General features: G+C 61.5%; 23 protein-coding genes. 8 read left to right on the top strand and 15 right to left on the bottom strand.

The genetic code is table 11. The features are described from left to right. Positions 1 to 63: 63 nt before the first annotated feature. Together VFI82_12765 and VFI82_12760 are read left to right on the top strand one after the other, a co-directional pair. The gene (locus VFI82_12765; protein HET7185553.1) at positions 64 to 831 is read left to right on the top strand and encodes an ATP-binding protein; all 768 of its coding nucleotides are present in this window, start codon (positions 64 to 66) and stop codon (positions 829 to 831) included. A 115-nt stretch (positions 832 to 946) separates the two neighbouring features. Continuing rightward, positions 947 to 2,290 carry a hypothetical protein gene (locus VFI82_12760; GenBank protein ID HET7185552.1) on the top strand — a complete coding sequence of 448 codons (1,344 nt, stop codon included), beginning with the start codon at positions 947 to 949 and terminating at the stop codon, positions 2,288 to 2,290. Positions 2,291 to 2,358: 68 nt separating this feature from the next. Here the strand turns inward: VFI82_12760 and VFI82_12755 are convergent, their stop codons facing one another. Then, complete coding sequence (locus VFI82_12755) at positions 2,359 to 3,900, bottom strand: hypothetical protein (protein HET7185551.1); 1,542 nt, start codon at positions 3,898 to 3,900, stop codon at positions 2,359 to 2,361. Between the two features lie 207 nt (positions 3,901 to 4,107). On the opposite strand from VFI82_12755, the gene tldD reads away from it, so the two are divergent. Both tldD and VFI82_12745 read left to right on the top strand, forming a co-directional pair. Continuing rightward, positions 4,108 to 5,547: a metalloprotease TldD gene (tldD, locus tag VFI82_12750; protein HET7185550.1), complete on the top strand. Its 1,440-nt coding sequence runs from the start codon at positions 4,108 to 4,110 to the stop codon at positions 5,545 to 5,547. 123 nt (positions 5,548 to 5,670) lie between these two features. Then, on the top strand, positions 5,671 to 7,014 hold the full coding sequence (locus VFI82_12745; GenBank protein HET7185549.1) for a metallopeptidase TldD-related protein: 1,344 nt from the start codon (positions 5,671 to 5,673) through the stop codon (positions 7,012 to 7,014). A gap of 73 nt (positions 7,015 to 7,087) precedes the next feature. Here the strand turns inward: VFI82_12745 and VFI82_12740 are convergent, their stop codons facing one another. Beyond that, on the bottom strand, positions 7,088 to 7,453 hold the full coding sequence (locus VFI82_12740) for a carboxypeptidase-like regulatory domain-containing protein (GenBank protein HET7185548.1): 366 nt from the start codon (positions 7,451 to 7,453) through the stop codon (positions 7,088 to 7,090). Positions 7,454 to 7,638: 185 nt separating this feature from the next. Here VFI82_12740 and VFI82_12735 point away from each other — a divergent pair, with 185 nt between their 5' ends. Next, the gene (locus tag VFI82_12735; protein HET7185547.1) at positions 7,639 to 8,643 is read left to right on the top strand and encodes a thioredoxin domain-containing protein; all 1,005 of its coding nucleotides are present in this window, start codon (positions 7,639 to 7,641) and stop codon (positions 8,641 to 8,643) included. 73 nt (positions 8,644 to 8,716) lie between these two features. Further along, a complete protein-coding gene (locus VFI82_12730) occupies positions 8,717 to 9,787 on the top strand; it encodes a SurA N-terminal domain-containing protein (protein HET7185546.1) in 1,071 nt (356 codons plus the stop codon). A 61-nt stretch (positions 9,788 to 9,848) separates the two neighbouring features. Here VFI82_12730 and add read toward each other — a convergent pair whose 3' ends face one another. The 3 genes from add to VFI82_12715 form a co-directional block, all read right to left on the bottom strand. Then, a complete protein-coding gene (gene add, locus VFI82_12725) occupies positions 9,849 to 10,859 on the bottom strand; it encodes an adenosine deaminase (protein ID HET7185545.1) in 1,011 nt (336 codons plus the stop codon). 180 nt (positions 10,860 to 11,039) lie between these two features. After that, positions 11,040 to 11,636 carry a thymidine kinase gene (locus VFI82_12720; protein HET7185544.1) on the bottom strand — a complete coding sequence of 199 codons (597 nt, stop codon included), beginning with the start codon at positions 11,634 to 11,636 and terminating at the stop codon, positions 11,040 to 11,042. Positions 11,637 to 11,740: 104 nt separating this feature from the next. After that, on the bottom strand, positions 11,741 to 12,268 hold the full coding sequence (locus tag VFI82_12715; protein HET7185543.1) for a hypothetical protein: 528 nt from the start codon (positions 12,266 to 12,268) through the stop codon (positions 11,741 to 11,743). Between the two features lie 153 nt (positions 12,269 to 12,421). On the opposite strand from VFI82_12715, the gene VFI82_12710 reads away from it, so the two are divergent. Together VFI82_12710 and VFI82_12705 are read left to right on the top strand one after the other, a co-directional pair. Continuing rightward, positions 12,422 to 12,742 (top strand): hypothetical protein, encoded by a 321-nt coding sequence (locus VFI82_12710; GenBank protein ID HET7185542.1) that lies wholly within the window; start codon positions 12,422 to 12,424, stop codon positions 12,740 to 12,742. Between the two features lie 28 nt (positions 12,743 to 12,770). Next, positions 12,771 to 13,901: a glutathionylspermidine synthase family protein gene (locus tag VFI82_12705; protein HET7185541.1), complete on the top strand. Its 1,131-nt coding sequence runs from the start codon at positions 12,771 to 12,773 to the stop codon at positions 13,899 to 13,901. On the opposite strand, the gene VFI82_12700 is transcribed toward VFI82_12705, so the two are convergent. The 10 genes from VFI82_12700 to VFI82_12655 all read right to left on the bottom strand — a co-directional run. Then, positions 13,902 to 14,258, bottom strand: a complete 357-nt coding sequence (locus VFI82_12700) for an STAS domain-containing protein (GenBank protein HET7185540.1) — start codon at positions 14,256 to 14,258, stop codon at positions 13,902 to 13,904. Positions 14,259 to 14,398: 140 nt separating this feature from the next. Then, positions 14,399 to 14,599 (bottom strand): hypothetical protein, encoded by a 201-nt coding sequence (locus tag VFI82_12695; GenBank protein HET7185539.1) that lies wholly within the window; start codon positions 14,597 to 14,599, stop codon positions 14,399 to 14,401. Between the two features lie 184 nt (positions 14,600 to 14,783). After that, positions 14,784 to 15,281 carry a biotin/lipoyl-containing protein gene (locus tag VFI82_12690; GenBank protein ID HET7185538.1) on the bottom strand — a complete coding sequence of 166 codons (498 nt, stop codon included), beginning with the start codon at positions 15,279 to 15,281 and terminating at the stop codon, positions 14,784 to 14,786. A gap of 16 nt (positions 15,282 to 15,297) precedes the next feature. After that, entirely contained in the window at positions 15,298 to 16,842 is a 1,545-nt protein-coding gene (accC, locus tag VFI82_12685) for an acetyl-CoA carboxylase biotin carboxylase subunit (protein ID HET7185537.1), read from the bottom strand. A gap of 165 nt (positions 16,843 to 17,007) precedes the next feature. Next, complete coding sequence (locus VFI82_12680; protein ID HET7185536.1) at positions 17,008 to 18,051, bottom strand: class I SAM-dependent methyltransferase; 1,044 nt, start codon at positions 18,049 to 18,051, stop codon at positions 17,008 to 17,010. 173 nt (positions 18,052 to 18,224) lie between these two features. Continuing rightward, positions 18,225 to 19,049, bottom strand: a complete 825-nt coding sequence (locus VFI82_12675) for a tetratricopeptide repeat protein (protein HET7185535.1) — start codon at positions 19,047 to 19,049, stop codon at positions 18,225 to 18,227. Between the two features lie 97 nt (positions 19,050 to 19,146). Next, positions 19,147 to 19,584, bottom strand: coding sequence for a biopolymer transporter ExbD (locus VFI82_12670; GenBank protein ID HET7185534.1), 438 nt, complete (start codon positions 19,582 to 19,584; stop codon positions 19,147 to 19,149). 48 nt (positions 19,585 to 19,632) lie between these two features. Continuing rightward, positions 19,633 to 20,100 carry an ExbD/TolR family protein gene (locus VFI82_12665; GenBank protein ID HET7185533.1) on the bottom strand — a complete coding sequence of 156 codons (468 nt, stop codon included), beginning with the start codon at positions 20,098 to 20,100 and terminating at the stop codon, positions 19,633 to 19,635. Between the two features lie 111 nt (positions 20,101 to 20,211). Further along, the gene (locus VFI82_12660; GenBank protein HET7185532.1) at positions 20,212 to 20,970 is read right to left on the bottom strand and encodes a MotA/TolQ/ExbB proton channel family protein; all 759 of its coding nucleotides are present in this window, start codon (positions 20,968 to 20,970) and stop codon (positions 20,212 to 20,214) included. A 221-nt stretch (positions 20,971 to 21,191) separates the two neighbouring features. Next, positions 21,192 to 21,380 (bottom strand): energy transducer TonB (locus tag VFI82_12655; protein ID HET7185531.1); only part of this gene is annotated, 189 nt, incomplete at its 5' end.

Raw genomic sequence — 21,380 nt, 5'->3', positions numbered from 1 at the left:
CGGGTTACAATGAATTGCTCTTGCGCTCGTCTCCGCCTTGCCGCAATGTATCTGCGGAACCCCATGGCCACCACCAAGCTGTGCCCGGTGTGCGAGGACACCGGTTGGAAAACCATCGTCGACGGCCGCGACCGCCGTGTTACCCGTTGCGACTGCCGCCGCCAGGAACGTAACCTCAAGCTGCTCGAGCAGGTCCGCATCCCCCGCCGCTACGAACATTGCGAGCTCTCCAACTTCGAAATCATGAATGGCCACGCCCCGGCGTTGTCTTCGGCATTGATGGCTTCAAAGCGGTTCGTCGCTGAATACCCGGTCGAGCGCGCCGGCCTGCTCATCATCGGACCCATCGGGGTTGGAAAAACGCACCTCGCCGTCGGGATCATCAAGGAAATCATTGCCAAGGGCATTCCCTCCCTGTTCTACGATTACCGCGAGCTGCTCAAGGCAATTCAGAACTCCTACAACGCCTCCGTGGCGGTCACGGAAATGCAGGTGCTGCGGCCGGTCTTCGACACCGAACTGCTCGTGCTCGACGAACTGGGCGCCGTCAAACCCACGGAATGGGTCTGGGATACGGTCAGCCACATCCTCAACACGCGCTACAACGACGAGCGCACGACCATCATTACGACCAACTTCAAGGACCTGCCGCCGTCCAAGGGTGATGTCGAGGAGGGCGAGCGCGCCCGCGCCTTTCGCGCCTCGCGCGAGGAAACGCTGGGCGACCGCATTGGGGAGCGCATGCGCTCCCGCCTGCATGAAATGTGCAAGGTGGTGAAGATGGAAGGAGAAGACTTCCGCACCAAGTACCGGAGCGCGAGTTTCCGCTAACCACTGCAGAATTTAGAATGAGGAATTAAGAATGCTGAAGTTGTGACATTCTTAATTCTGCATTCTCAATTCGGCATTCCTGCGATGTGCGTTCATCAGCGGCTAAAATGACCTGGTGCTTCCCGTCCACCAGGACTTCCGCCCGGAGCGCGACGCCGAAATCTTCTCTTCGGCGCCGGCCGCGCCCGCGGTTTTCCTGCTCCGCGGAAGCGACCCGCAAGCCGAGCCCTACGTCAGCAAGACGGCCAATCTTCGCCGCCGCCTGATTCGCCTGCTCGGTCCCGCCGAGGAGCGCACGCGCAAGCTGAACCTGCGCGAGCGCGTCGGCACCATCGAATACGCGCCGACCGGCTCCGATTTCGAATCCGGCTTTGTTCTCTACAAGACCCTGCGCGAAGTGTTTCCTGCGACCTACCAGGACCGCCTGCGTCTGCGCGCCGCGCCCCTGGCCCGCTTTCGTCTGGAAAACCGTTATCCGCGCGTCTCCATTACCACGCACCTGAGCAGCGCCAAGAGCGCCTATTACGGCCCGTTTCCATCGCGCGCCGCAGCCGAGAAGTTCGCCAACGACGCGCTCGACTTTTACAAGATTCGCCGCTGCATCGAAGAACTGAATCCTGACCCAAAATTTCCCGGCTGCGTCTATTCGGAAATGAAGATGTGCCTCGCGCCTTGCTTCAAGGGCTGTACCGACGAGCAATACGCCGCCGAAGTCGCCCGCGTCGAGACCTTCTTCGACTCCCGCGGCCAGTCGCTGGTGCGCGAGATTTCCGCAGCCCGCGACAAGGCCTCCGCCGAGCTTGAATTTGAAACCGCCTCGATCCTGCACGCGCAACTGGAGAAACTCAAGCCCGTGCTCTCCCAGTTGCCGGAAATCGTGCACCGCCTCGACCGCCTCCACGCGCTGATGATCCAGCCTTCCTCGCAGCCAAATTCGGTGACCTTCTTCCGCATTCAGGCGGGCTGCCTCTCCGATCCCATCACATTTCAGCTCCCCGGAATCGTCGGTTCCGCTCCGCAACCCGATCCGTCTCGCGCTGTCGCAACCGGCAATCGACCATTAACAATCGGCAATGACGCTGTAGGTTCCGGCGCCCCGCCGGGGCAGCCCTTGACCTCAGCCCAGAGCTCTGCCTCCGCGGGCGGCCTCGTCCGCGGCAAGAAAACGCCTCACTCCATGGAATCGCGCGTCCTGGACTCGCTGGCCGCCGCCTCGGCCCCATCCTGCACCCGCCAGGAAACCGTCGAGCACCTGGCCATCCTGAAGCGCTGGTACTACCGTTCGTCGAAAATCGGGGAAATCTTCTTTGCCGAAGAAAATGGGGAACTGCCGATGCGCCGCATCGTTCGCGGCATCTCGCGCGTTTTCCGCGGCGAAAAGCCCGCCGCCGACTTGAGCGAAACCGCGCGCGACTACTGGATCAACCGCGGCAAGGAAGCGGAACTCGGAAAAGAATAGCCACCGGTGACTACAGATTCACGCGAATCCAAACAAAACCTTGATTGGCGGCGAGAATCAGTCTGCGTTCATCCGTGTGAGTCCGTGGCCAATTGCTTTTCCGGGTGTTTGCGGAACACGACCCTCACTCCGTCTCGCCAGCGCTCGGCCACGGCTACGAGCTGCCACTCGATGGCCGGCGACAGGTATCGCAGCAGCGTGTCGGTTGCGGGATGGATGTGCAGGGCGGGGGCGACCAGCATGAGCAGCGGCGGCTGCGGCGACAACTCCCGGCCCGGAAAATACCCGAATTGCGCGAACTCTCCGCGCTGCTGGTGCCAGCGCACGCGCGCCCAGTAATCCAGCCCTTGCAGCGGCAGGTGAATATCTTCGTCCGCCTTCAACTCAATCACCGCCAACCGGCGCTCCCGCGTCGCTGCCAGCACATCAATCATGGCGCGGTCGGAAGCGGAGAACGCCGGCACCTGCGAGTACACACACGCTGCATCCAGACGGGCATCAACCGCCGTGACCTCTCGAATGACCAGCGACTCCAGCCAGCGCTCCGGGCACGCCCTCCGCAACGGGTGCAGCCCGTCTCCATGCGACTGCCGCGCCATCCTCACCACTTCCACGAAGGCCGCAAACTGCTCTGCATTTTCCTCCGTGACAGTGGTTTCGCACGCCCCGGCGCCGAACACCAGCTCCTCCGCCGCGCGGAACGAGCTTTCGCTGATGGCCATGCGGGACCGGGCGAACTCCAGACCGTGCAGCCGGAATGCGATCTCCCCCGGTGTGACGATCGCGACCTCGGCTTCCGGCGCCAGCGCGCGGACTCGCTCGATCGAACTCTTGAAGCGCTCGCGCGCGGCGTTCTCGTCAGCGCAGCGCACCAGCCGCGTATCGATGTTGCCGGCGTCGGAGCAATCCACCTCGTGCACCTCCGCGCCGCGCTCATCCACCTCGAATAGTCGCCATTTGCAGGCTGACCGGGCAAGATGTGCCATCCGCGCACGCACGACTGTTGAGGCCCTTGCCGGCACGAACAATGCCAGGCTTTCGACGAATCCCTTGGCGCAGTGCTCGCGCAAGTATTCCAGCCAAAGCAGCCCGAAGGTCAGCGAGCCATCAATCGAGGACTGCAGTTCTTCCGAGTTCACCCCCAGCACCGCTGTCCATGCGTTGCCCTTGCGCAAGACACCGCGTGTGTAAACCGGGCCGAAGGAGCGCTCCAGGTCACTGGAGGAGATCAGGCGGTCGAGCGTGTGCCCCGGAAACTCGCGCGCCAGGACCTTCTCCAGCATCGACCGGTAGCGCGCCCGCGCCGTATTTTTCGCCGTGACGCTGCGCCGGTCGCGACTGCGGCAGATTTCCAGCTTGGTCGGGCGGGTCTGCCCGAAGCGCACGACGCTCAACTGCAATAAGTCCTTGGTGCGCTCCACCTCGAGCACGCGGCGTACGACATTGCGCTCCTGCGACCACAGGTGGAGCAGACACTTTCCGTGCTGTTCGGAGACCGAATAGCGCGCGTTGCGCAGGTCAAACAACACGGCGGCATCTTCCAGCACGACCGCATCGGTCGATGCGCCGAGAAACTCCCCCAACTCGCGCGTGAGCAGCTCCAGAATCATGCCAAACTACCCATTTTTTCACCCGCTCCGCGCGCGAGCACCTGGAAACGCCGAGGCTAGGTCGGACGCAGGCGCAAAACGGGAACTGCGGCGCCAGCACATGCGCCAAAACCGGCCCAAAATGGGTAAACCTCCCTTGCCTTGGTTTTGCTTCGCCGTCCGGGCGAAGCTGTTAGACTCAGTCTTTGTGGGGGCGCGCGGCATCCAATGACTGTCATGCACAAGGGCAATTATTTTTTTGAGCGCTATGGTCTTGCGGAAAATGACCTGCAGCGATATCTAGCCGGCGCGCTGTCGGCCGGCGGCGACTACGCCGACCTTTATTTCGAGTACCACACCACGACCTCCATCACCCTGGATGAGTCCATGGTGAAGTCAGCCACGCAGGGCATTTCCGCCGGCTGCGGGGTGCGCGTTCTCAGCGGCGAGCGCACCGGCTACGCTTACACCGACGATCTCTCGCCGGAGAAAATTCTGCGTGCCGCGCGCACCGCCGCGCTCATCGCCAGAGGTCCTGCCAAAGAGCCGGAAGTCAGCCTGAAGGAGAAACCGGGACGCGATCTGTATCCCGTGCAGCTTCCCTCCGTGAGCGCCGACATCCGGGAGAAGCTCGACCTGGTCAAGCGTGCCGATGTCGCCGCTCGCGCCTACGATCCCCGCATCAAGGAAGTCCGGGCCAGCTACGCCGACGAGCTGCGCCGCATTCTCGTGGTCGGCTCCGACGGCAGCTTCGCCGAGGACTCGCAGCCGCTGGCGCGCATGAGCATTCTCTGCCTGGCCCGCAACAACGGCCAGTCGGCGAAAGGGACCTCCGGCGGCGGCGGGCGCGTCGCGCTGGATTTCTTCCGCACCGAAAAGACTCCCGAACACTTTGCCGAAGAGGCGTCGCGCCAGGCGATCATCCAACTGGACGCCCGCGACGCTCCGGCGGGGGAAATGGAAGTTGTGCTGGGACCGGGATGGCCGGGAATCCTGCTGCACGAAGCCATCGGTCACGGCCTGGAGGCCGATTTCAATCGCAAAGGCACGTCCGCGTTCACCGGCCGTATCGGCACGCGCGTTGCCAGCGATAAGTGCACGGTCATCGATAATGGCACGGTTCCCGGTCGCCGCGGCTCGCTCAACGTCGACGACGAGGGCAACACCACGCAGGAAACGGTGCTGATCGAGAAGGGCATTCTCAAGGGCTACCTGAGCGACAAGCTTTCCTCGCGGCTGATGGGCATCGCTAATACCGGTAACGGCCGCCGCGAAAGCTACGAGCACATTCCCATGCCGCGCATGACCAACACCTACATGCTCAGCGGCACCGATTCGCCGGAAGATATTCTGCGCTCGGTAAAGCGCGGGGTGTTTGCCGCGAACTTCGGCGGCGGGCAGGTGGACATCACCAACGGCAAGTTCGTTTTCTCCGCCTCCGAGGCATACCTGATCGAGGACGGCCACGTCACCGCGCCTTTGAAGAATTGCACCCTTATCGGCAACGGCCCTGACGTGCTGACGCGCGTTTCCATGGTCGGCAACGATCTCAAGCTCGACGAAGGCGTCGGCACCTGCGGCAAGGAAGGCCAGTCGGTGCCGGTCGGCGTCGGCATTCCCACCCTCAAGGTGGACCGCATCACCGTGGGCGGCACAGGGTCGAATTAAGAATTAAGAATGCAGAATGAAGAATGGCGGAATCAAACCGGCGCTTTTGCTTTGCATTTTTCATTCTGACTTCTTGATTCTTCATTTCTCCTTGTCTCGGCGCCTCCGTGGTGAATAAGCCTTATGGATGTTAAAGAAATCGCAGTCGACGTAGTGAACCGCGCCATGCGTGGTGGAGCCACTGCCGCGGAAGCGGTGGTGCGCGAAGGCAACGAATTCTCCACTGTCGTCCGCCTCGGCCAGGTCGAAACGCTGAAGGAGTCCGGTTCCAGGGCGATCGGCTGCCGTGTTTTCCGCGGGCAGCGGGCCGCTTCCACGTACAGCAGCGATCTTTCGCCGGAAGGCGTCAACCAGATGGTGTCCTCCGCACTCGCGCTCGCCGAGGTTACCTCGGAGGATCCGCACGCGGGCTTGCCCGAAGCTTCGCAACTCGGCGCCATCGGCGGCGATCTTGACCTGTACTTTGACGACGTCTATTCACTTTCCGGGGAACAGCGCATCGAATACGCGCGCCGGGCGGAGAAGGCAGCGCTCGACTGCGACACGCGAATCAACAACTCGGAGGGCGGTTCCTTTGACGCCGCCGACGGCCACAAAGTGCTGGCCAATTCGCACGGCTTCGTCGGTGAGTACCGCAACTCCTACTGCTCCGTTTCCGCCGTCCCGGTCGCCCAGGAAGGCACTTCGATGCAGCGCGACTACTGGTATTCGGTCGCCCGGACGCTGAAGAAACTGGACCAGCCGGAGCTGGTTGGCCGCATCGCCGCGCAGCGCACCTTGCGCCGGCTGGGCGCCCACAAGGTAAAGACCGCGAGGGTCCCGGTCATACTTGATTCGCAGATGGCGCGCACGCTCATGGAGCACGTCTTCGAGGCGGTCAATGGCGACGCCATCTACCGTGGCGCTTCGTTTCTGGCCGGGCGGCTGGGCGAGCGCGTTGCCGGCGACAACGTCACCGTGATTGACGACGGTACGCTTCGCGGCGGCTTCGGCACCAGCCCGTTCGACAGCGAAGGTGTTCCAACCCGGCGCACCGTTATCATTGAGAACGGCGTGCTCAAGAGCTACCTGTTGAACACCTATACCGCCAAGAAACTCGGGCTGCAAACAACCGGCAACGCTTCGCGCGGGCTGGCCGGAAATCCCTCCATCGGTGTTGGGAACTTCTTCCTGCAGCCGGGGACCAAGAAACCGGAGGAGATCATCGCCGGGGTTGCGGAGGGCTTGTACGTGACCGAGTTCCTCGGCTTCGGCGTGAACCTGGTTACCGGTGACTTCTCGCGGGGAGCTTCGGGGTTGTGGATCTCGGGTGGCGAACTTGCTTATCCGGTCGAGGAGATCACGGTCGCCGGCAACCTGAAGGACATGCTGCTCAACATCGCCGAGGTCGGCAGCGACCTGGAATTTCGCGGCGCCATCGCCGCCCCCACACTGCGAATGGAAGGGCTGACCGTGGCCGGAGAGTAAGCTGGACCTCCGCTGCTGCTCTCCCCAGGTCACAGCAGAAGCCGAAATCCCCCGCCGCTGCTTTTCCCTGCGGTTATTCTTTGATTTTCAGGTTGATATACGCGGTTTTGCGGGAATCGAAGGAGCTGAGCGTTTTGGCGTCGCTCTTCCTGCCGTTGTGTTCGGCATAGACTTCGTAATCGACGTTCGGTGAAAGCGCGTTAAAGCGGTAGGTGCCGTCCTGGCCGGCAATAAAAGTCTTGACGGAGAGCGTCTTGCTGTTTTTCAGGTAGACAATGGCGCCTGCCAACGGCTTGTCCTGTTGATTCATGACCTCGCCGGTAAGCGAGCGCACCTGGGGCTCTTTGTCCGACGCAGCCGCGGCCATGACCGGCGACGGCAAGGCACAACTTCCACCCAGCAGTGTAGCCAGGACAGCGGCAAGCCATAGCTTCTTCACAGGTCACTCCTGGTTTTGGGTTCGGCTACCCGGTTAGATGCAAACCGGCAGCCGGTCTGCTCATCATATTCCAACCCGTTTTGCAGCATTCAGTTGCGGTGGTTTCCAGCCGTGGCCCGGCGCGTGCGATAATGAACATAAGAGCCTAATTTCCCGCGATGGCGGACCTGCGAAGGCGGCAATTCGTGCAATTGTTCCGACGCTTCTTGATTGCGACTTTGTTTCTCTGTCTCGGCTGTGCGGCGCAGGCGAATTCTCCGGAAGTCAACCAGCGCATCGAGCGGCAGGTCCGCATTTACCTGTCCGATAAGATTTCTCCCTCTGTCAACATAACCGTCGGCGCGCGCACCCCCAGCCCGGACTTCGCCGGATACGATAAGGTTGCGGTAACGCTCTCGCAGGGAGAGCGCAAGCAGGACCTGGACTTCCTGGTTTCCAAGGACGGCAGCAGCCTGGTGCGTGTCATCAAGTGGGATCTCACCAAGGACCCATATGCCGAGGTCATGAAGAAGATCGATCTTAACGGACGTCCTATTCGCGGCAACAAGGACGCCAAGGTAACGATTGTCAACTTCGATGACCTGGAATGCCCGTTCTGCTCCAGGATGCACAACCAACTGACCCGGGAGGTGCTCAAGATGTATGGCGACCGGGTGCGGATCATCTACAAGGATTTTCCGCTGGCCGAAATCCACCCGTGGGCCATTCACGCGGCCGTGGACGCTAACTGCCTGGCCGCGCAGAACTCCGACGCGTACTGGGAATTCACCGACTATGCGCACGCCAACCAGAAGCAGATTTCCGGGGAGATGAAGCCGCCGTTCACGCAGCAATTCGCCACTTTGGACCAGGCGGCGACCGCCATCGCACAGCGTCGCAACTTGAGCTTGGGACCGCTACAGGCTTGCTTGAAGGAACAGAAAGAAGCCACGGTGACGGCGTCGATGCAGGAAGGCACTGGCCTGGGTATTTCTGCCACGCCGACGATTTTCGTGAATGGCGAAAAGATCGACGGCGCCGCGCCATTGCCGGACCTGCAGGTGGTGATCAATCGCGCGCTGCGCGCTGCGGGTGAGCCGCTGCCCATGGCTGCCATGGACACCAAGCAGGCTGAGGCCACCGCTGCCGAGGCGAAAACGTCGGCTTCCAAGACTAGTCCGGCGGATAAGGCGTCCGGACCGCCGAAGTAGCGTTTTTGCGTTTTTGTGTCAAAAGCCGCTCCGCTTTGGCGGCTGACCGTCGACAGATCTTTTGGAGGAAAACTTGATTCGCACTTCTACCGGGCGCTGGACCGTAGGCCCCGCAATCCTGATGGTCGCACTTGTGGTTGGTCTCGCCGGGTGCAATCGCGGCCAGACTGCGGCTGACGTCATGGCTAAAGTCAACGGCCGGAAAATCCTGCGTTCGGAAGTGGACAAGTACTACGCCCACCAGACCGCGAACTCGCCGCAGCAACCCTCCGACGAGCAGTCCACCAGCTTGAAGCTCGGCATCCTGAAAGAGCTGATTGACAACGAAATCCTGATGCAGCGCGCGGAAAAGCTCGGCCTGCTGGCCACCAATGAAGAAGTGGACCAGAAACTGAATGAGATCAAGGCGCCCTACACGCAGGAGGAATTCGACAAGCGGCTCAACGAGCGCAAGATCACGCTCGATGATTTCAAGCGTGACCTGCGCCGCTCCATCACCATCGACAAGGTGCTGAACCGGGAGATTGCCTCCAAAATCAGCATTTCCGATGCCGACATCACCAGCTACTACAACGCCCACAAGGCGGAGTTCAACCTGATCGAGCCGCAGTATCACCTGGCGCACATCTTTGTCACCACGCAGCCCAACTCGCAGGTGCGCAACCTGAAGAACGACAAGGCGCAGAACGAGGGCGAAGCGCGCAAGAAAGTCCAGATGATCATGAACCGTCTGGACAGCGGCGAAGATTTTGCCTCGGTGGCGATGAATTATTCCGAGGACCCGGAAAGCGCGGGTAATGGCGGCGATCTGGGCTTCACGCCGCAGTCGGCGCTGGCCAAGACCGATCCGGCCACGCGCGACGCCGTCAGCAAGCTCAAGCCCGGGCAGTACAGCAACGTGATCGTTATCGCCAACCCGGAGACCCACCAGGTGTTCGGCTTCCGCATCGTGAAGCTGATCACCAAGGAGCCGGCCGGCCAGCGCGAACTCGGCGACGAACGGGTGAAGCAGGCCATCCGCGACCAGTTACGAGACCGCCGCGAGCAGTTGCTCAAGGCCGCCTACTACGACGTCGTGCGCGACCAGGCGAAAGTCGAAAACTATTACGCTGAGCAGATTCTGAAGAGCACGGGACAGAAATAGCAGCGGGTGCGGCGCCGCGCGCGCGTGCGATCTGAGACAATCCTGGCCGGCGCCCGATCGATCAGGCAGACGAAAGTGCATCCAGGTTCAGCCTTTGCGCCAGCGTTCGCCGCTCGGCGTGGGAGATGAACGCGGCGTTTACCGCGTTCTTTTGACATGCCAGGAACTCCGCCTGGTTCCATCCCAGCTCCCGTGACAATACCTCAAATTCGGCACTGACCGATGTGTTCGAGGAGGTGTGCGCGTCGGTGCTGACGGTGACGGGCACGCCCTGTGCCAGCAGGCGCGTGATGGGGTGCGCCCGCAACGAGGGGACGCAGCGTGTCTGCACGTTCGAGGTCGGACACATATCGAGCGCGATTTGCCGCTCCGCCATCTCCTGCGCCAGCGGCGCTGATTCAGCAACCCGCGCGCCGTGCCCGATGCGTTCGGCGCCGAGCAGATCGAGGGCTTGGCGGACGCTGCCAGGTCCGGCGGCCTCACCGGCATGAGCGGTGCGGTGCAGGCCGGCGTCGCGCGCCAGGGTGAATGCTTTCTGGTGCGCGCGAGCGTCGAAGCGCTGCTCGTCGCCGGCCAGGTCGAGAGCGCAGACCTTGTCCATGTTGTCGACCGCCAACCGTGCGAGGTCCAGGCTCTGGGCTTCGGTTTCGTGCCGAAGGCAACAGACGATCAGCCCGAAATCTACGCCGTGGCGGCGTTTTCCCGAGCTCAGCCCGGCGTGCACGGCATCCAGTACCTGCTGCAGCGTCAACCCGTTGCGGCGATGCAGCTGCGGCGCGAAGCGCGCCTCCCCGTAGACAACACCGTCAGCGGCCCATGTCTCCACCAGTTCTTCGGCGATGCGAGCCAGGTCTTCTTCCTGCTGCATGACGCTCAGGGCGAAATCAATGCGGCGGATGTAATCGGCGAGATCCTCGCAGACCGGCGGCGCAATCAGGGCATCCTCGATACGCGGCGGCAAAGGCACGTTTCTAAGCACGGCGATCTGGCGCGCCGTTTCCAGCCGGACGCATCCGTCAAGATGGCAGTGCAGTTCGATTTTCGGCAGGCCGGAAAATTCCTCCACATCCATGCACTGATTGTCGCAGAGTTTCCGGGAGTACTCTAGCCGGGGGTGCCGGGGCCCGGAACTTTTACAGGAGATCCAACGTGGCAAGTCTTAATGCCGATGTTCCGCTCTAGAAAGACGGGGTCGAGCGCCGACTGCTGGCAGCTTTGATGGTGATGACGGTGGTCACCGGATTCGGCCGCGTCAGGCTTTGGCGGTGGCTTTCTCCAACTCTTTTTTTGCCAGCTCGGGCTCGAAACAGCGGCGGCAGCGGGCCTCGTACATGCCGGCCGCCCCGACCACAATCAGGTCTTCGCTGGCGACCAGGCGTTGCGTGTGCTTGGCGGGGTTGCCGCACTGCATGCAGATGGCGAGCGTCTTGGTAATCTCGTCGGCGACGGCGAGCAACTCGGGCAGAGGATGGAACGGGCGGCCCAGGTAATCGGTATCCAGGCCGGCGATGACAATCCGCTTCCCCATGTCGGCGAGGCGGACCACCGCGTCAACAATGCCGGGGCCCAGGAACTGCGCCTCGTCAATGCCGATGACCTCGGTTCGCAGATCAAGGCGGGATTCCAGATCGGCGGCGTCGCGGACCGGCACGGAACGGATTCTCAAGTCACTATGGGAAACAATGTGATTGTCGGAATAACGCTCGTCGATGGCGGGCTTGAATATCTGCACCCGCTGGCGCGCGATCTCCGCGCGGCGCAGGCGGCGGATCAGCTCCTCGCTCTTGCCGCTGAACATCGGCCCGCAAACGACTTCGATCCAGCCTAGACTGCCCTTGGCAAAGTTCACGGTACTCTCATCAGGAATTTGAAATTGGAAATTTCAGAATTTGAAAGTTGTCAGGAAATGCCCTCAATTTCAAATTCTCAAGTTTCAAATTTCTAATTCTTCCCTCAGTCGCTGACCGGCAGGCGGTGTGCGGCGATGGCCTGGACCTCGCGCGTGACGTTCACGGCGAACCGTTGTGCATAGGTCCGGGTCAGGAACATCTGCAACTCGGCAAAACTGTCGAAGATTCGCGTCGCGCAGCCCAGGATCCAGCCGCTCACCACGCGCGACGGCATTCCGAGCACCAGGTAGACCGGAATTCCGTTGCGATGTGCGAATGTCAGCTCGCCTTGGGTGCCGGCGCCTCGCGCCGCCGCCGCGTCCCAGTAGCAGATCACGTAGTCGGTGCGCTTTTCGATCCAGTCCAGGTCCCAGGCGATGATTTTGCGCACCGTATCCTGGAAGCGCGGCAAGTCCGAGGTTTTCCAGGCGCGGAATTCGCGCATCTCTTCCTCACCCAGGTTCTTCTTTTCGTCGGAGGCCGGATCGTAGACCTCGTGGCCGAGGGCGCGCAAAAAAGGCGTGACCTGAGCGCGCCAGGCCTTCCCGAAGTCGGCCGAGTACTCGATGGAGCCTGACAAGTAAGCGCGCATGAAGGTAAGTTCATTGTCGGACGCGCGGCGTGCCAGGTCAATCTGAATGAATGTGGATAAGCGTTGGAAAAAAAGGCAGCCGGTTCATCCCTCGCTGGTTGACAGCTTTGGCGACATCCACCTAGCATCACCCAGATTGTCCGCGCCACAGCGATGAAGAAATCCGCAAAAGTTACCTTGGGATTCGTAGCCGCCGCAGCCATGGTGCTGCTCGGCTGCCAGCGCACGGAAAAGCAACGCTGCCTCGACAAGTACGGCATGGTCACGGACGATTATTACTGCGACCCCTCCCGGCCGGGAACCTATCGCAACTTCTATCACTGGCATTACGGCGGCAGTGGTGGCTTCGGCTACGGAACCTATGTTCACGGTGGCGGCACAACGCCCACCCCCGGCGTGGGACACAGCACGGCAAGCGGCGTATCGCGCGGCGGGTTTGGCGGCAGCGGCGCGGCGCACTCCTCAGGATCATGAGAGACAGTGCTGGTGGAAACGGAGTAGCGTGAAGCGTCAGAGCATCAAGCCGCGAGATGGATGGGAGAAAAAGGTCGAGGACGTCGGCCTCGTGTTTCATTCCCCCGACGGGCCCTACTGGAACGAGGCCGCGTACTACTCGTTCACCTCCTCCGAGGTGGACATGCTGGAAAAGACCACCAACGATCTGCATGCCATGTGCCTCGACGCGGTGCAGTTTGTCATCGACCACGATCGCTTCGAGGACCTGAAGATTCCGGAGCTGGCGGTGCCGGTGATCAAACGGGCCTGGGAGGCGGAGCCGCCGGCAATTTACGGGCGTTTCGACCTGGCCTACGACGGCAAGAATCCCCCGAAGCTCCTGGAGTACAACGCCGACACGCCCACGTCGCTGCTGGAGGCGGCGGTGGTGCAGTGGTACTGGCTGCAGGATGTGTTTCCGAAAGCCGACCAGTTCAACTCCATCCATGAGCGCCTGATCGCAAAATGGAAGGACTTGAAGAACTACCTGAAAATGCCGCTCTACCTCACCAACATGGACACCACCGAGGACACCATGACGGTGGCTTACATGCGCGATACGGCGGAGCAGGCGGGGCTTGCCTGCAAGTCCATCCTGATTGAGGAAATCGGCTGGGACCAGGACCAGAATTATTTCGTGGACCTCGACCTGAATCCCATCCATTCCGTATTCAAGCTGTACCCGTGGGAGTGGCTGCTAGCCGATGATTTCGGCGAGCACACGCTCATGACCTACGGCGAGACGCAGTGGCTGGAACCGATCTGGAAGATGGTGCTATCCAACAAGGGAATCCTGGCCATCCTGTGGGAAATGCATCCCAATCATCCCAATCTCCTGGAAACCTATTTCGACACGCCGCGATGGATGTCTACCTACGCCAAAAAGCCGCTTCTGGCGCGGGAAGGCGCCAACATCACGCTGACTACCGCGTCCGGAACCGTGGGCCCCACGGAAGGAACGTATGGGGCCGAGGGCTATGTCTTCCAGGCCCTCGCCGAACCGCCCAACATGGATGGGAATTACCCGGTGATCGGAAGCTGGATGATTGACCAGGAGGCGGGCGGCATGGGGGTTCGCGAGTCCGACGGTCCCATCACCACCAACCTGAGCCGCTTCGTCCCCCACCTGTTTGAGTAATCAGGAATTGGCTGCGACACTCTTCTCCGCCTCGGCAACGGTGGGAAAGGTCGGAAAAAGCTTCTCCACGTGGGTCACGCGCATGCACACCTGGACCCGTTCGGCGACGCCCACCAGGAGCAGGTTCTGTCCCGCGTTCTGATGCGATACGTAGCCGTTGACCAGGCATCCGATGCCGGTTGAATCGATATAGGGAACTTCCGACAGGTCTACGATGAGGCTGTTCTGACGGTCGGCGCGGACCAGGTCCTGAAAATCGAACGAGTTCGGCAGCGTGAGCGGGCCTTCAAGTTTCAGCACGCGGACGCCGGGGCGGCTGCCGGGCAAGGCCTCAATGCGCAGGGGAAGGTCGGGCATACCGAGATTGTAGCGACATTGCTGCCCAGCAAGTACCAAGAACTTGTCGAAACTCGAAGGGCAGGTCGCGTTTGCACACGACTACGGGCGCCCGAGCAATCCTGGAGCGGAATGCCCGCGCCCGTGCATCCTTGCCGTCGTTAGTGCATGTCTCCCGGGGATGTCTTTGGCCGTCCGACGGAGATAAAGCTGTACTGCCGGAGGCGTTCCAGGTCTGCATCTTCCGCCATCCGCAGAACGTGATTGAGTAGTTCGTCCGCTTCTTCTTTGCGCAAATGATGGGTGGCAGCCCAGAATCTCGGTGGATGGAACCAGATCCGTTGCTCAGTGCTGGTGGTCACAGGATCTCTCCCCGGGGAACTATAGCGCCTAAATTATCTTGGAAATCCAGCTCGCATGGAACCACCCTGGGGCAATATTAATCTGACTGTAACATTCCCCATTTGCACAATCATTGGTGCGAATCCTCTCGAATGTTACGGACCCTGGCTCCGGCTGTGTAGAGTCCGACCTTGATTCGACAACCTATTCGACGATCGCCAGCACTTCGCCGGACGTAACTGAGGCGCCTTCGGCGACCAGCACCTGCTTTACCGTACCGTTCTTCGGCGACTTCAGCTCGTTCTGCATCTTCATGGCTTCCACGACCAGCACGCCCTGCCCGGCCTCAACCTCGCTGCCGGCGGCAAGAATGATGCGCACCACCTTGCCGGGCATGGGTGCCAGCAGCTTCTGCGGGCCTTCGCCGGCAGCGCCGGAGGCCTTGCGGCTGCGCAGCGAGCGCGGGTCGCGGACTTCCACCGCGAACCGCGAGTTCTTGACCCAGTAATGGGTGTCGGCGGCGGTGCGCTCGCGCTTTACCTCGTACTGCGTGCCGCCGATGATGATAGAGACGACGTCGTGCTTGGTCAGAACGGCATCCGCCTGGATCGCCTCGCCATCGAGCCGGCAGGACCAGTGATTGCCCTCGCGCTCAAGTTCGAGCTTGTGAGGCTTGCCGTCGATGAGAATTTCGTAAGTCACGATTCGTTTCTACAGTTCATTGGTTTCGCAATGATTCCATGCGCGCGGCTTGCTTCCATGCCGAGGATTTCGCCGGGCCTGCGCCGTTCGTGGTGGCGCCGTTGGCCGCTCTTGGAGCTGCGCTCTCCAGGGCGGCAAAAATTCCAGCAGCCAGGGCGGCAACGCGCTCCCGCTCCGCCGTCCGATCCACCCCGTCATCGGTAACCCCCGGCGGCGGGGCCGGCTTCTGCAGCAGCCGTTCCAGGTAACCAGTGTCCAGTTTGCCGGCGCGGAAGTCGGCGTCCTGAAGAATGCGCTGAAACAGGGTGATGTTGGTCTTGATGCCGGCGACCACGTACTCGTAGAGGGCGCGCTGCAGCCGGTGGATTGCCTGTTCGCGGTCGCTGCCATAGCCGATGAGTTTGGCGAGCAGCGGATCGTAGTCGATGGGTACGGTCCAGCCCTCGTAGATGCCGGTGTCGCGGCGAATCCCGGGCCCGGCGGGGATCTCCAGCAGCGAAATACGCCCCGGGCTGGGGAAATAATTGTTGTCGGGATCCTCGGCGTAGATGCGGCACTCGATGGCGTGTCCGCGCAGCGTGATGTCCTGCTGCTGAAAAGGCAGCGTCTCGCCGGCGGCGATGCGGATTTGCAGGTTCACCAGGTCCAGACCGGTCACCAGTTCCGTCACCGGATGCTCCACCTGCAGGCGCGTGTTCATCTCCAGAAAATAGAAATCGTGCTGCTGGTCCACCAGGAACTCCACCGTTCCCGCATTGCTGTACCGGGCAGCCTGCGCCACCCGGACCGCGACATCGCCCATCTGCTTGCGCATCTCAGGGTTCACGATCGGCGACGGGCACTCTTCGAGCACCTTCTGATGCCGCCGCTGCACCGAGCACTCGCGTTCACCCAGGTAAACCGTCTGTCCGCTTTCGTCGGCCAGAATCTGCATCTCGATGTGGCGCGGATTCTCGATGTATTTTTCGACGTACACTTCGTCATCGCCGAAGGAGCGCTTGGCCTCGCTGGTGGCGCCATCAAATGCCGAGCGCAGTTCGGCGGCCGAGCGCACCAGGCGCATACCCTTGCCGCCGCCGCCCGCCGCAGCCTTCAGCATCACGGGATAGCCGATCTTTTCGGCCATCTTGTGGGTCTCGGCAAAATCGAGCCCGCGCGACGACCCGGGAACGAACGGGACGCCGGCTTTTTCCATGGCCTGGCGGGCGCGCGTCTTCGACCCCATGGCCTCCATCGCGGCGGCGGTCGGTCCGATGAACTTGATCCCGGCATCCACGCAGGCCTGCGCGAAGCGGGCATTCTCCGAAAGAAATCCGTAACCGGGGTGGATGGCCTCGGCGCCGCTGCGGCGCGCGACATCAAGAATTTTCTCCATGTTCAGGTAGGACTCGCTCGCCGTCGCCGGCCCGATGTGGTAGGCCTCGTCCGCCTTGCGCACGTGCAGCGAGGCGCGGTCCACGTCGGAGAAGACGGCCACCGAGCGGATGCCCATCTCCCGGCAGGCGCGGATCACGCGCACCGCGATTTCGCCGCGATTGGCGATGAGGATCTTCTTGAACATAGACCCGGAGATTCTAATTCACGGGACGCCCGCATGGCGCGTGATACGCGTCACAAGGCGGTGTGGCGCGCAGCGACGCGACCAAGACAAAGACCCACATCTGCCCAACCGCGGCAAATATGGGCCGCCCTCCGACGGAATAAATTCCGCCGCTACACGTGCGCCCTAAACCGTTGCCACCACGACGCGCTGGAAGTTGTTGACCAGGTCGTGCAGCTCGCACCCGGTGAACCCGGCACGGCTGACCATCTGCCGCAGTTCGGCAAACGTGTAGGCATCGCCGGATGCCGTGCTGGCCAGCATGGTAAGAGAAAACATCGCTGTCGGCGGGGGTGTGACACGGTCCTCATTGGGCACGAATTCCACGATTACCGCGCGGCCGCGCGGCGCCAGCGCGTTTTTCACCTTGCGCAACAGGGTTTCGTTGCTCTCGGGATCGAAGTGGTGCATGAACCCGGTGATGAGCACCAGGTCGTACCCGCTGCCGAAGTCCACTTCAAAAGCGCTGCCGGGCAAGGCACGCCAGCGTTTTGCGACTCCTGCCGCTTCCGCGTGTTCGCGCGCCACCCCGAGCACGCCCGGCCAATCCACCGCCACCACCTCGGCCTGCGGGTTGTGCCGCGCCACCGTGATGCCGTACATGCCATGCCCGGCGGCAATGTCGAGCACCTTCAGCTGCGGCGTGCCTTCCACGCGCAGCAATTGCGCGATCTGCTCGGCGGGATTGGCCTGCAGTTTGCCCATGTACCGCGCAAATTCCAGCCAGATGGGATTTTCCAGCGACATGGTGCCGCCGTCCTTGGCGACCGTGCCACCCTTGCACACACACTCGGTGAGACTCTCGAACTTCTCCTTCAACCGGTCATCGGTCAGGAAGCCGATGGCGCCGCCGACGTAGGCGGGCGAGCGGCGATCGAGGAACACGGCGGTGTCCTGCGTCAGCGCGTAGTGGCCGTCGTGTTTATGAATGAACCCCAGCACCGCGAGGTAATCGGCGAGAATACGCGCTCCGCGCACCGACGCCTGGCAGCGCAGGGCAATCGCTTCCGGAGTGGTAGCGCCCTCACCGATGGCGGTAAACAGTTCCAGTTCGATGGCGGCTTTCACGGCGGCGGTGCGCTGGTAAGCATTGATCGTTTCGAAGAACAGCATGGGCGAGGGTTGTAGCTGCGCTGCCGGTTGCGGCAACGATTGGCTCTGAGCAGACATGCGGGGAAAACCTCCGGAGCGGCGCCACTCCCACGTTGCGGCGCCAATTGACATTGTACAGGGCGCAAGGCCCAAGGCCCAAACTCAGGGCGTAAAGCCCTCGGTGGTTCACAAAACTACAAAGGCGCAAGGAGAGAACCCCTTGCGCCTTGAGCTTCAGTCCTGGTGCCTGGTTAGTCTTTCTTATCGACCGTCTTCTCGACCGTGATGCCTCCGGGACCTTGCTGCTTCTCCGCCTTGGCGGCTTTCGTGGCCATGGTTTTCTTGACCCACTCATCCGCCTTCTTAAGGTCTTCTTCGCGGGCCTTGGCATCGCCACACTCGATGTCGGCCTGCTCGCGCCACATCAGGTTGTAGTACGCCATGGCATCGTCGTAGTCAGGCCGAAGCGAGATGGCCTTCTCCAGCATGGTCATGCCGTCTTTTACCGCGTCCTGGTTCTTCGTCTTCAGATCGGCGCAGACCTTTTTGTCGGCGATCGGCTGGTCGGGCTTCAATCCGAGCTTCGCCTTCTCCTCCATCCGCGGCTGGTACGTCTTGGTCCAGTCGATGACGGCGACGGAGTAGTATGCCTCCGGATCGTTGGGGTCCACCGCGATCACCTTGCGGTAATACTCGCTGGACTGGTCGAACTTCTTCATCTGAAGGTAGAGGTAGGCGATGCCCTTGATGGCGTTCAGATCGTTGGGCTTCATCTTGAGTACGTCCTGGTACTCATTGATGGCCTGTTCCGCCATGCGATTGTTGTCGGGTGTGTCCGCCCCGGGAATGTATTGCTGCGCATAAGCGGTGGCAAGATAAAGCCGGGCATTAATCAGGGACGGATCCAGCGCTACCGCGTTCTTAAACTTTTCGATTGCGTCTTCGTATTTTGCGTTTTTGTAAGCCTGCACGCCCTTGTTGAGCTGGTCGCGGGCTTTCAGCTTGTTGCAGCCGGCAAGCCCGAACAGCGCCAGGACGACGGCGGCAAACGCCAGAAGTCGTGCGCCTCTAGTCATAAACGTTGTCTCCATACGCGAGCGCGCCACTGCTCATGGCGCGGTCGGCGCAGTATCTGAAAATTTGAAATTTTAAAATTTGCATTTCAAATTTAGTTTAGCCGCCGGCCTCGATCTTGGCGGTGATCAGGCCCACCTTGTCCACCCCTGCCGAGTGCGCAATATCGATGACTTGCGCCACGTCGGCAAATGGCAGGTCGGTATCGGCCTTCACGAACATCACCTTTTCGGCGCGCGTCTTGTAGATCTCCTCCAGGCGTCCCTGGAGCTTGTCCCAGGTCACATCTTCCTGGTTGATCTTGAGCGCGGGCTGGCCCGAGGCTTTCAACACCTGTACCACCACGGTGCGGTCCTGTGACGGCGGTTGTTTCGACTGGTCCTTGGGCGGCTGCGGAACCAACGCGTCCAGTCCCTTGGGCGTGAGCGGCGTGATGACCATGAAAATGATCAGCAGCACCAGCAGCACGTCGATCAGCGGCGTAACGTTCATGTCGGATGTAGGACCGCTGCCCGGTCCACCGATTGTCATTGCCATAATGAAAATCCTCTCAAACGGCGGAATGAACTCCGCCCTACACAAAACTCATTGCCCGGTCGGAGCCGCTGGCGCTGCGCCCGGCGGTGGAGCCGGCGTGTTCGCCTTGCGCTGCTCGGTCAAAAGCCCCAGCTGATCGACGCCCGCGGCGCGAACGTTGTCGACCACTTCGACTACGTTGCCGTACTTGGTGCGGGCATCGGCGCGTACAAAGACCCGCTTGTCGACGCGGGCGGCGAGCTTGTCCTTGATCTTGTTGGTGAGCTGGTCGGGCGAGATCTGGTCGCTGCCGAAGAAGACTTTGCCGTCGCGCGTCACCGCCACCAGCAGGGCGTCTTCCTTGTCGGCGTCCGGCATCTGCACCGGGTTGTTGGTCTTGGCCAGGTCAACGCTGACGCCCTTCTGCAACATGGGCGTGATCACCATGAAGATGATCAGCAGCACCAGCATCACGTCCACCATGGGGGTGACATTGATGCTGGAGTTGACCGGCAATGCTCTTTTTCCGATTGGCATAATCCTGTGTCTCCTGCGCCTTTCCTGAACGGCCGTTGCCCCTCCTCATGCGAAGAGGGGCAAGCAACCATGCTCGTTGCCGGCGGAATGAATTCCGCCGCTACACACGCACTACCGGCGGACGGCGTTGCGCCGCTTCAGGAAGTAATCCACCAGCTCGCTGGAGGAGTTATCCATTTCCACGTCGAACGCTTCGACGCGGCCGGACAGGTAGTTGTACATCATCACGGCCGGGATGGCGACGAACAGACCGACGGCGGTGGTGACCAGCGCTTCGGCAATGCCGCCTGCGACGGCGCCCAAACCGGTGGCCTTGTTCTCACTGATACCACGGAAGGCGTTGAGAATGCCGACCACGGTGCCGAACAAGCCGACGAAGGGAGCAGTGGCGCCGATGGTGGCCAACCCGCCCAGGCCGCGCTTCAGCTCGGCGTGAACGATGGCCTCGGCGCGCTCCAGAGCGCGACGGCTGGCTTCGATCTGTTCGCCCGGGATTTCTGACGACTCCCCGTGCGCTTTGAATTCCTGCAGCCCGGCCGTCACAACCTTGGCAAGGTGGCTTTTCTTGTTGCGCTCCGCGACCCGGATGGCTTCGTCAATCTTACCTTCGCGCAGCGCCCCGGCGACCGCGGGAGCAAAGGCGCGCGACTGCTTGCGGGCCGCGCTGAATGCCATCCAGCGGTCGATCATCACGCCGATGGACCAGCCCGACATGATGAACAGGATAACGACCACGAGTTTGGCCAGGATTCCCATCTGCTTCCATAGCGAGATCGGATCCCAGGTAATGCCGCCGCCTTCCGCCTGGAAAAACGCAAGGGCGACAGTCGGCATATGTGCGTAGAAGAGAGTTGCCAGTGCTAAGAGCATGAGTTGCTTGTTCCTCCTCAGAACTTCTGATCAGGCGTGATTAACAGTGAACTGGCGCGGGCCAAACTCTTGCGTACTGCGATCCCGCTGCGCCGTCGCCTGCCGGCGCACGGGGATGGCCTCAATTGCCCGCGATCGGGGCCTGGTTGACTTCGCGGTCGTCATGACCGCGCTTCAACCAGCCCCAGAAATCGAATGCCTCTGCGGATCGAGAAAAACGGTTAACCGGCCAGTGTGAAGTTCACGGTCACTACCGTCTCAACTTCCACCGGTTCACCGTTCAGGAAGTAGGGCTTATAGCGCCACTGCTTCACCGCGTCGATGGCGGCCGGAGTCAGCATCGGGTGGCCGCTCACCACATGCAGTCCCTGGATGGTGCCATCCTTGGAGATGACAGCTTGCAGCACCAC

Source organism: Terriglobales bacterium (genome assembly GCA_035691485.1).
Classification (GTDB): domain Bacteria; phylum Acidobacteriota; class Terriglobia; order Terriglobales; family Acidobacteriaceae; genus JAIQGF01.
Note: the sequence above shows the minus strand (reverse complement) of the source record. Positions and strands in the feature narration are given on the sequence as shown.

What these genes read in the sequence shown, in the direction of transcription:
- VFI82_12675 (HET7185535.1), bottom strand. Translation starts at nt 19,049, where the DNA reads ATGACTAGAGGCGCACGACTTCTGGCGTTTGCCGCCGTCGTCCTGGCG.
- VFI82_12700 (HET7185540.1), bottom strand. Translation starts at nt 14,258, where the DNA reads ATGCCCGACCTTCCCCTGCGCATTGAGGCCTTGCCCGGCAGCCGCCCC.
- VFI82_12755 (HET7185551.1), bottom strand. Translation starts at nt 3,900, where the DNA reads ATGATTCTGGAGCTGCTCACGCGCGAGTTGGGGGAGTTTCTCGGCGCA.
- VFI82_12765 (HET7185553.1), top strand. Translation starts at nt 64, where the DNA reads ATGGCCACCACCAAGCTGTGCCCGGTGTGCGAGGACACCGGTTGGAAA.
- accC (HET7185537.1), bottom strand. Translation starts at nt 16,842, where the DNA reads ATGTTCAAGAAGATCCTCATCGCCAATCGCGGCGAAATCGCGGTGCGC.
- VFI82_12660 (HET7185532.1), bottom strand. Translation starts at nt 20,970, where the DNA reads ATGCTCTTAGCACTGGCAACTCTCTTCTACGCACATATGCCGACTGTC.
- VFI82_12670 (HET7185534.1), bottom strand. Translation starts at nt 19,584, where the DNA reads ATGGCAATGACAATCGGTGGACCGGGCAGCGGTCCTACATCCGACATG.
- add (HET7185545.1), bottom strand. Translation starts at nt 10,859, where the DNA reads ATGGATGTGGAGGAATTTTCCGGCCTGCCGAAAATCGAACTGCACTGC.
- VFI82_12710 (HET7185542.1), top strand. Translation starts at nt 12,422, where the DNA reads ATGAAGAAATCCGCAAAAGTTACCTTGGGATTCGTAGCCGCCGCAGCC.
- VFI82_12745 (HET7185549.1), top strand. Translation starts at nt 5,671, where the DNA reads ATGGATGTTAAAGAAATCGCAGTCGACGTAGTGAACCGCGCCATGCGT.
- VFI82_12680 (HET7185536.1), bottom strand. Translation starts at nt 18,051, where the DNA reads ATGTCTGCTCAGAGCCAATCGTTGCCGCAACCGGCAGCGCAGCTACAA.
- VFI82_12665 (HET7185533.1), bottom strand. Translation starts at nt 20,100, where the DNA reads ATGCCAATCGGAAAAAGAGCATTGCCGGTCAACTCCAGCATCAATGTC.
- VFI82_12715 (HET7185543.1), bottom strand. Translation starts at nt 12,268, where the DNA reads ATGCGCGCTTACTTGTCAGGCTCCATCGAGTACTCGGCCGACTTCGGG.
- tldD (HET7185550.1), top strand. Translation starts at nt 4,108, where the DNA reads ATGACTGTCATGCACAAGGGCAATTATTTTTTTGAGCGCTATGGTCTT.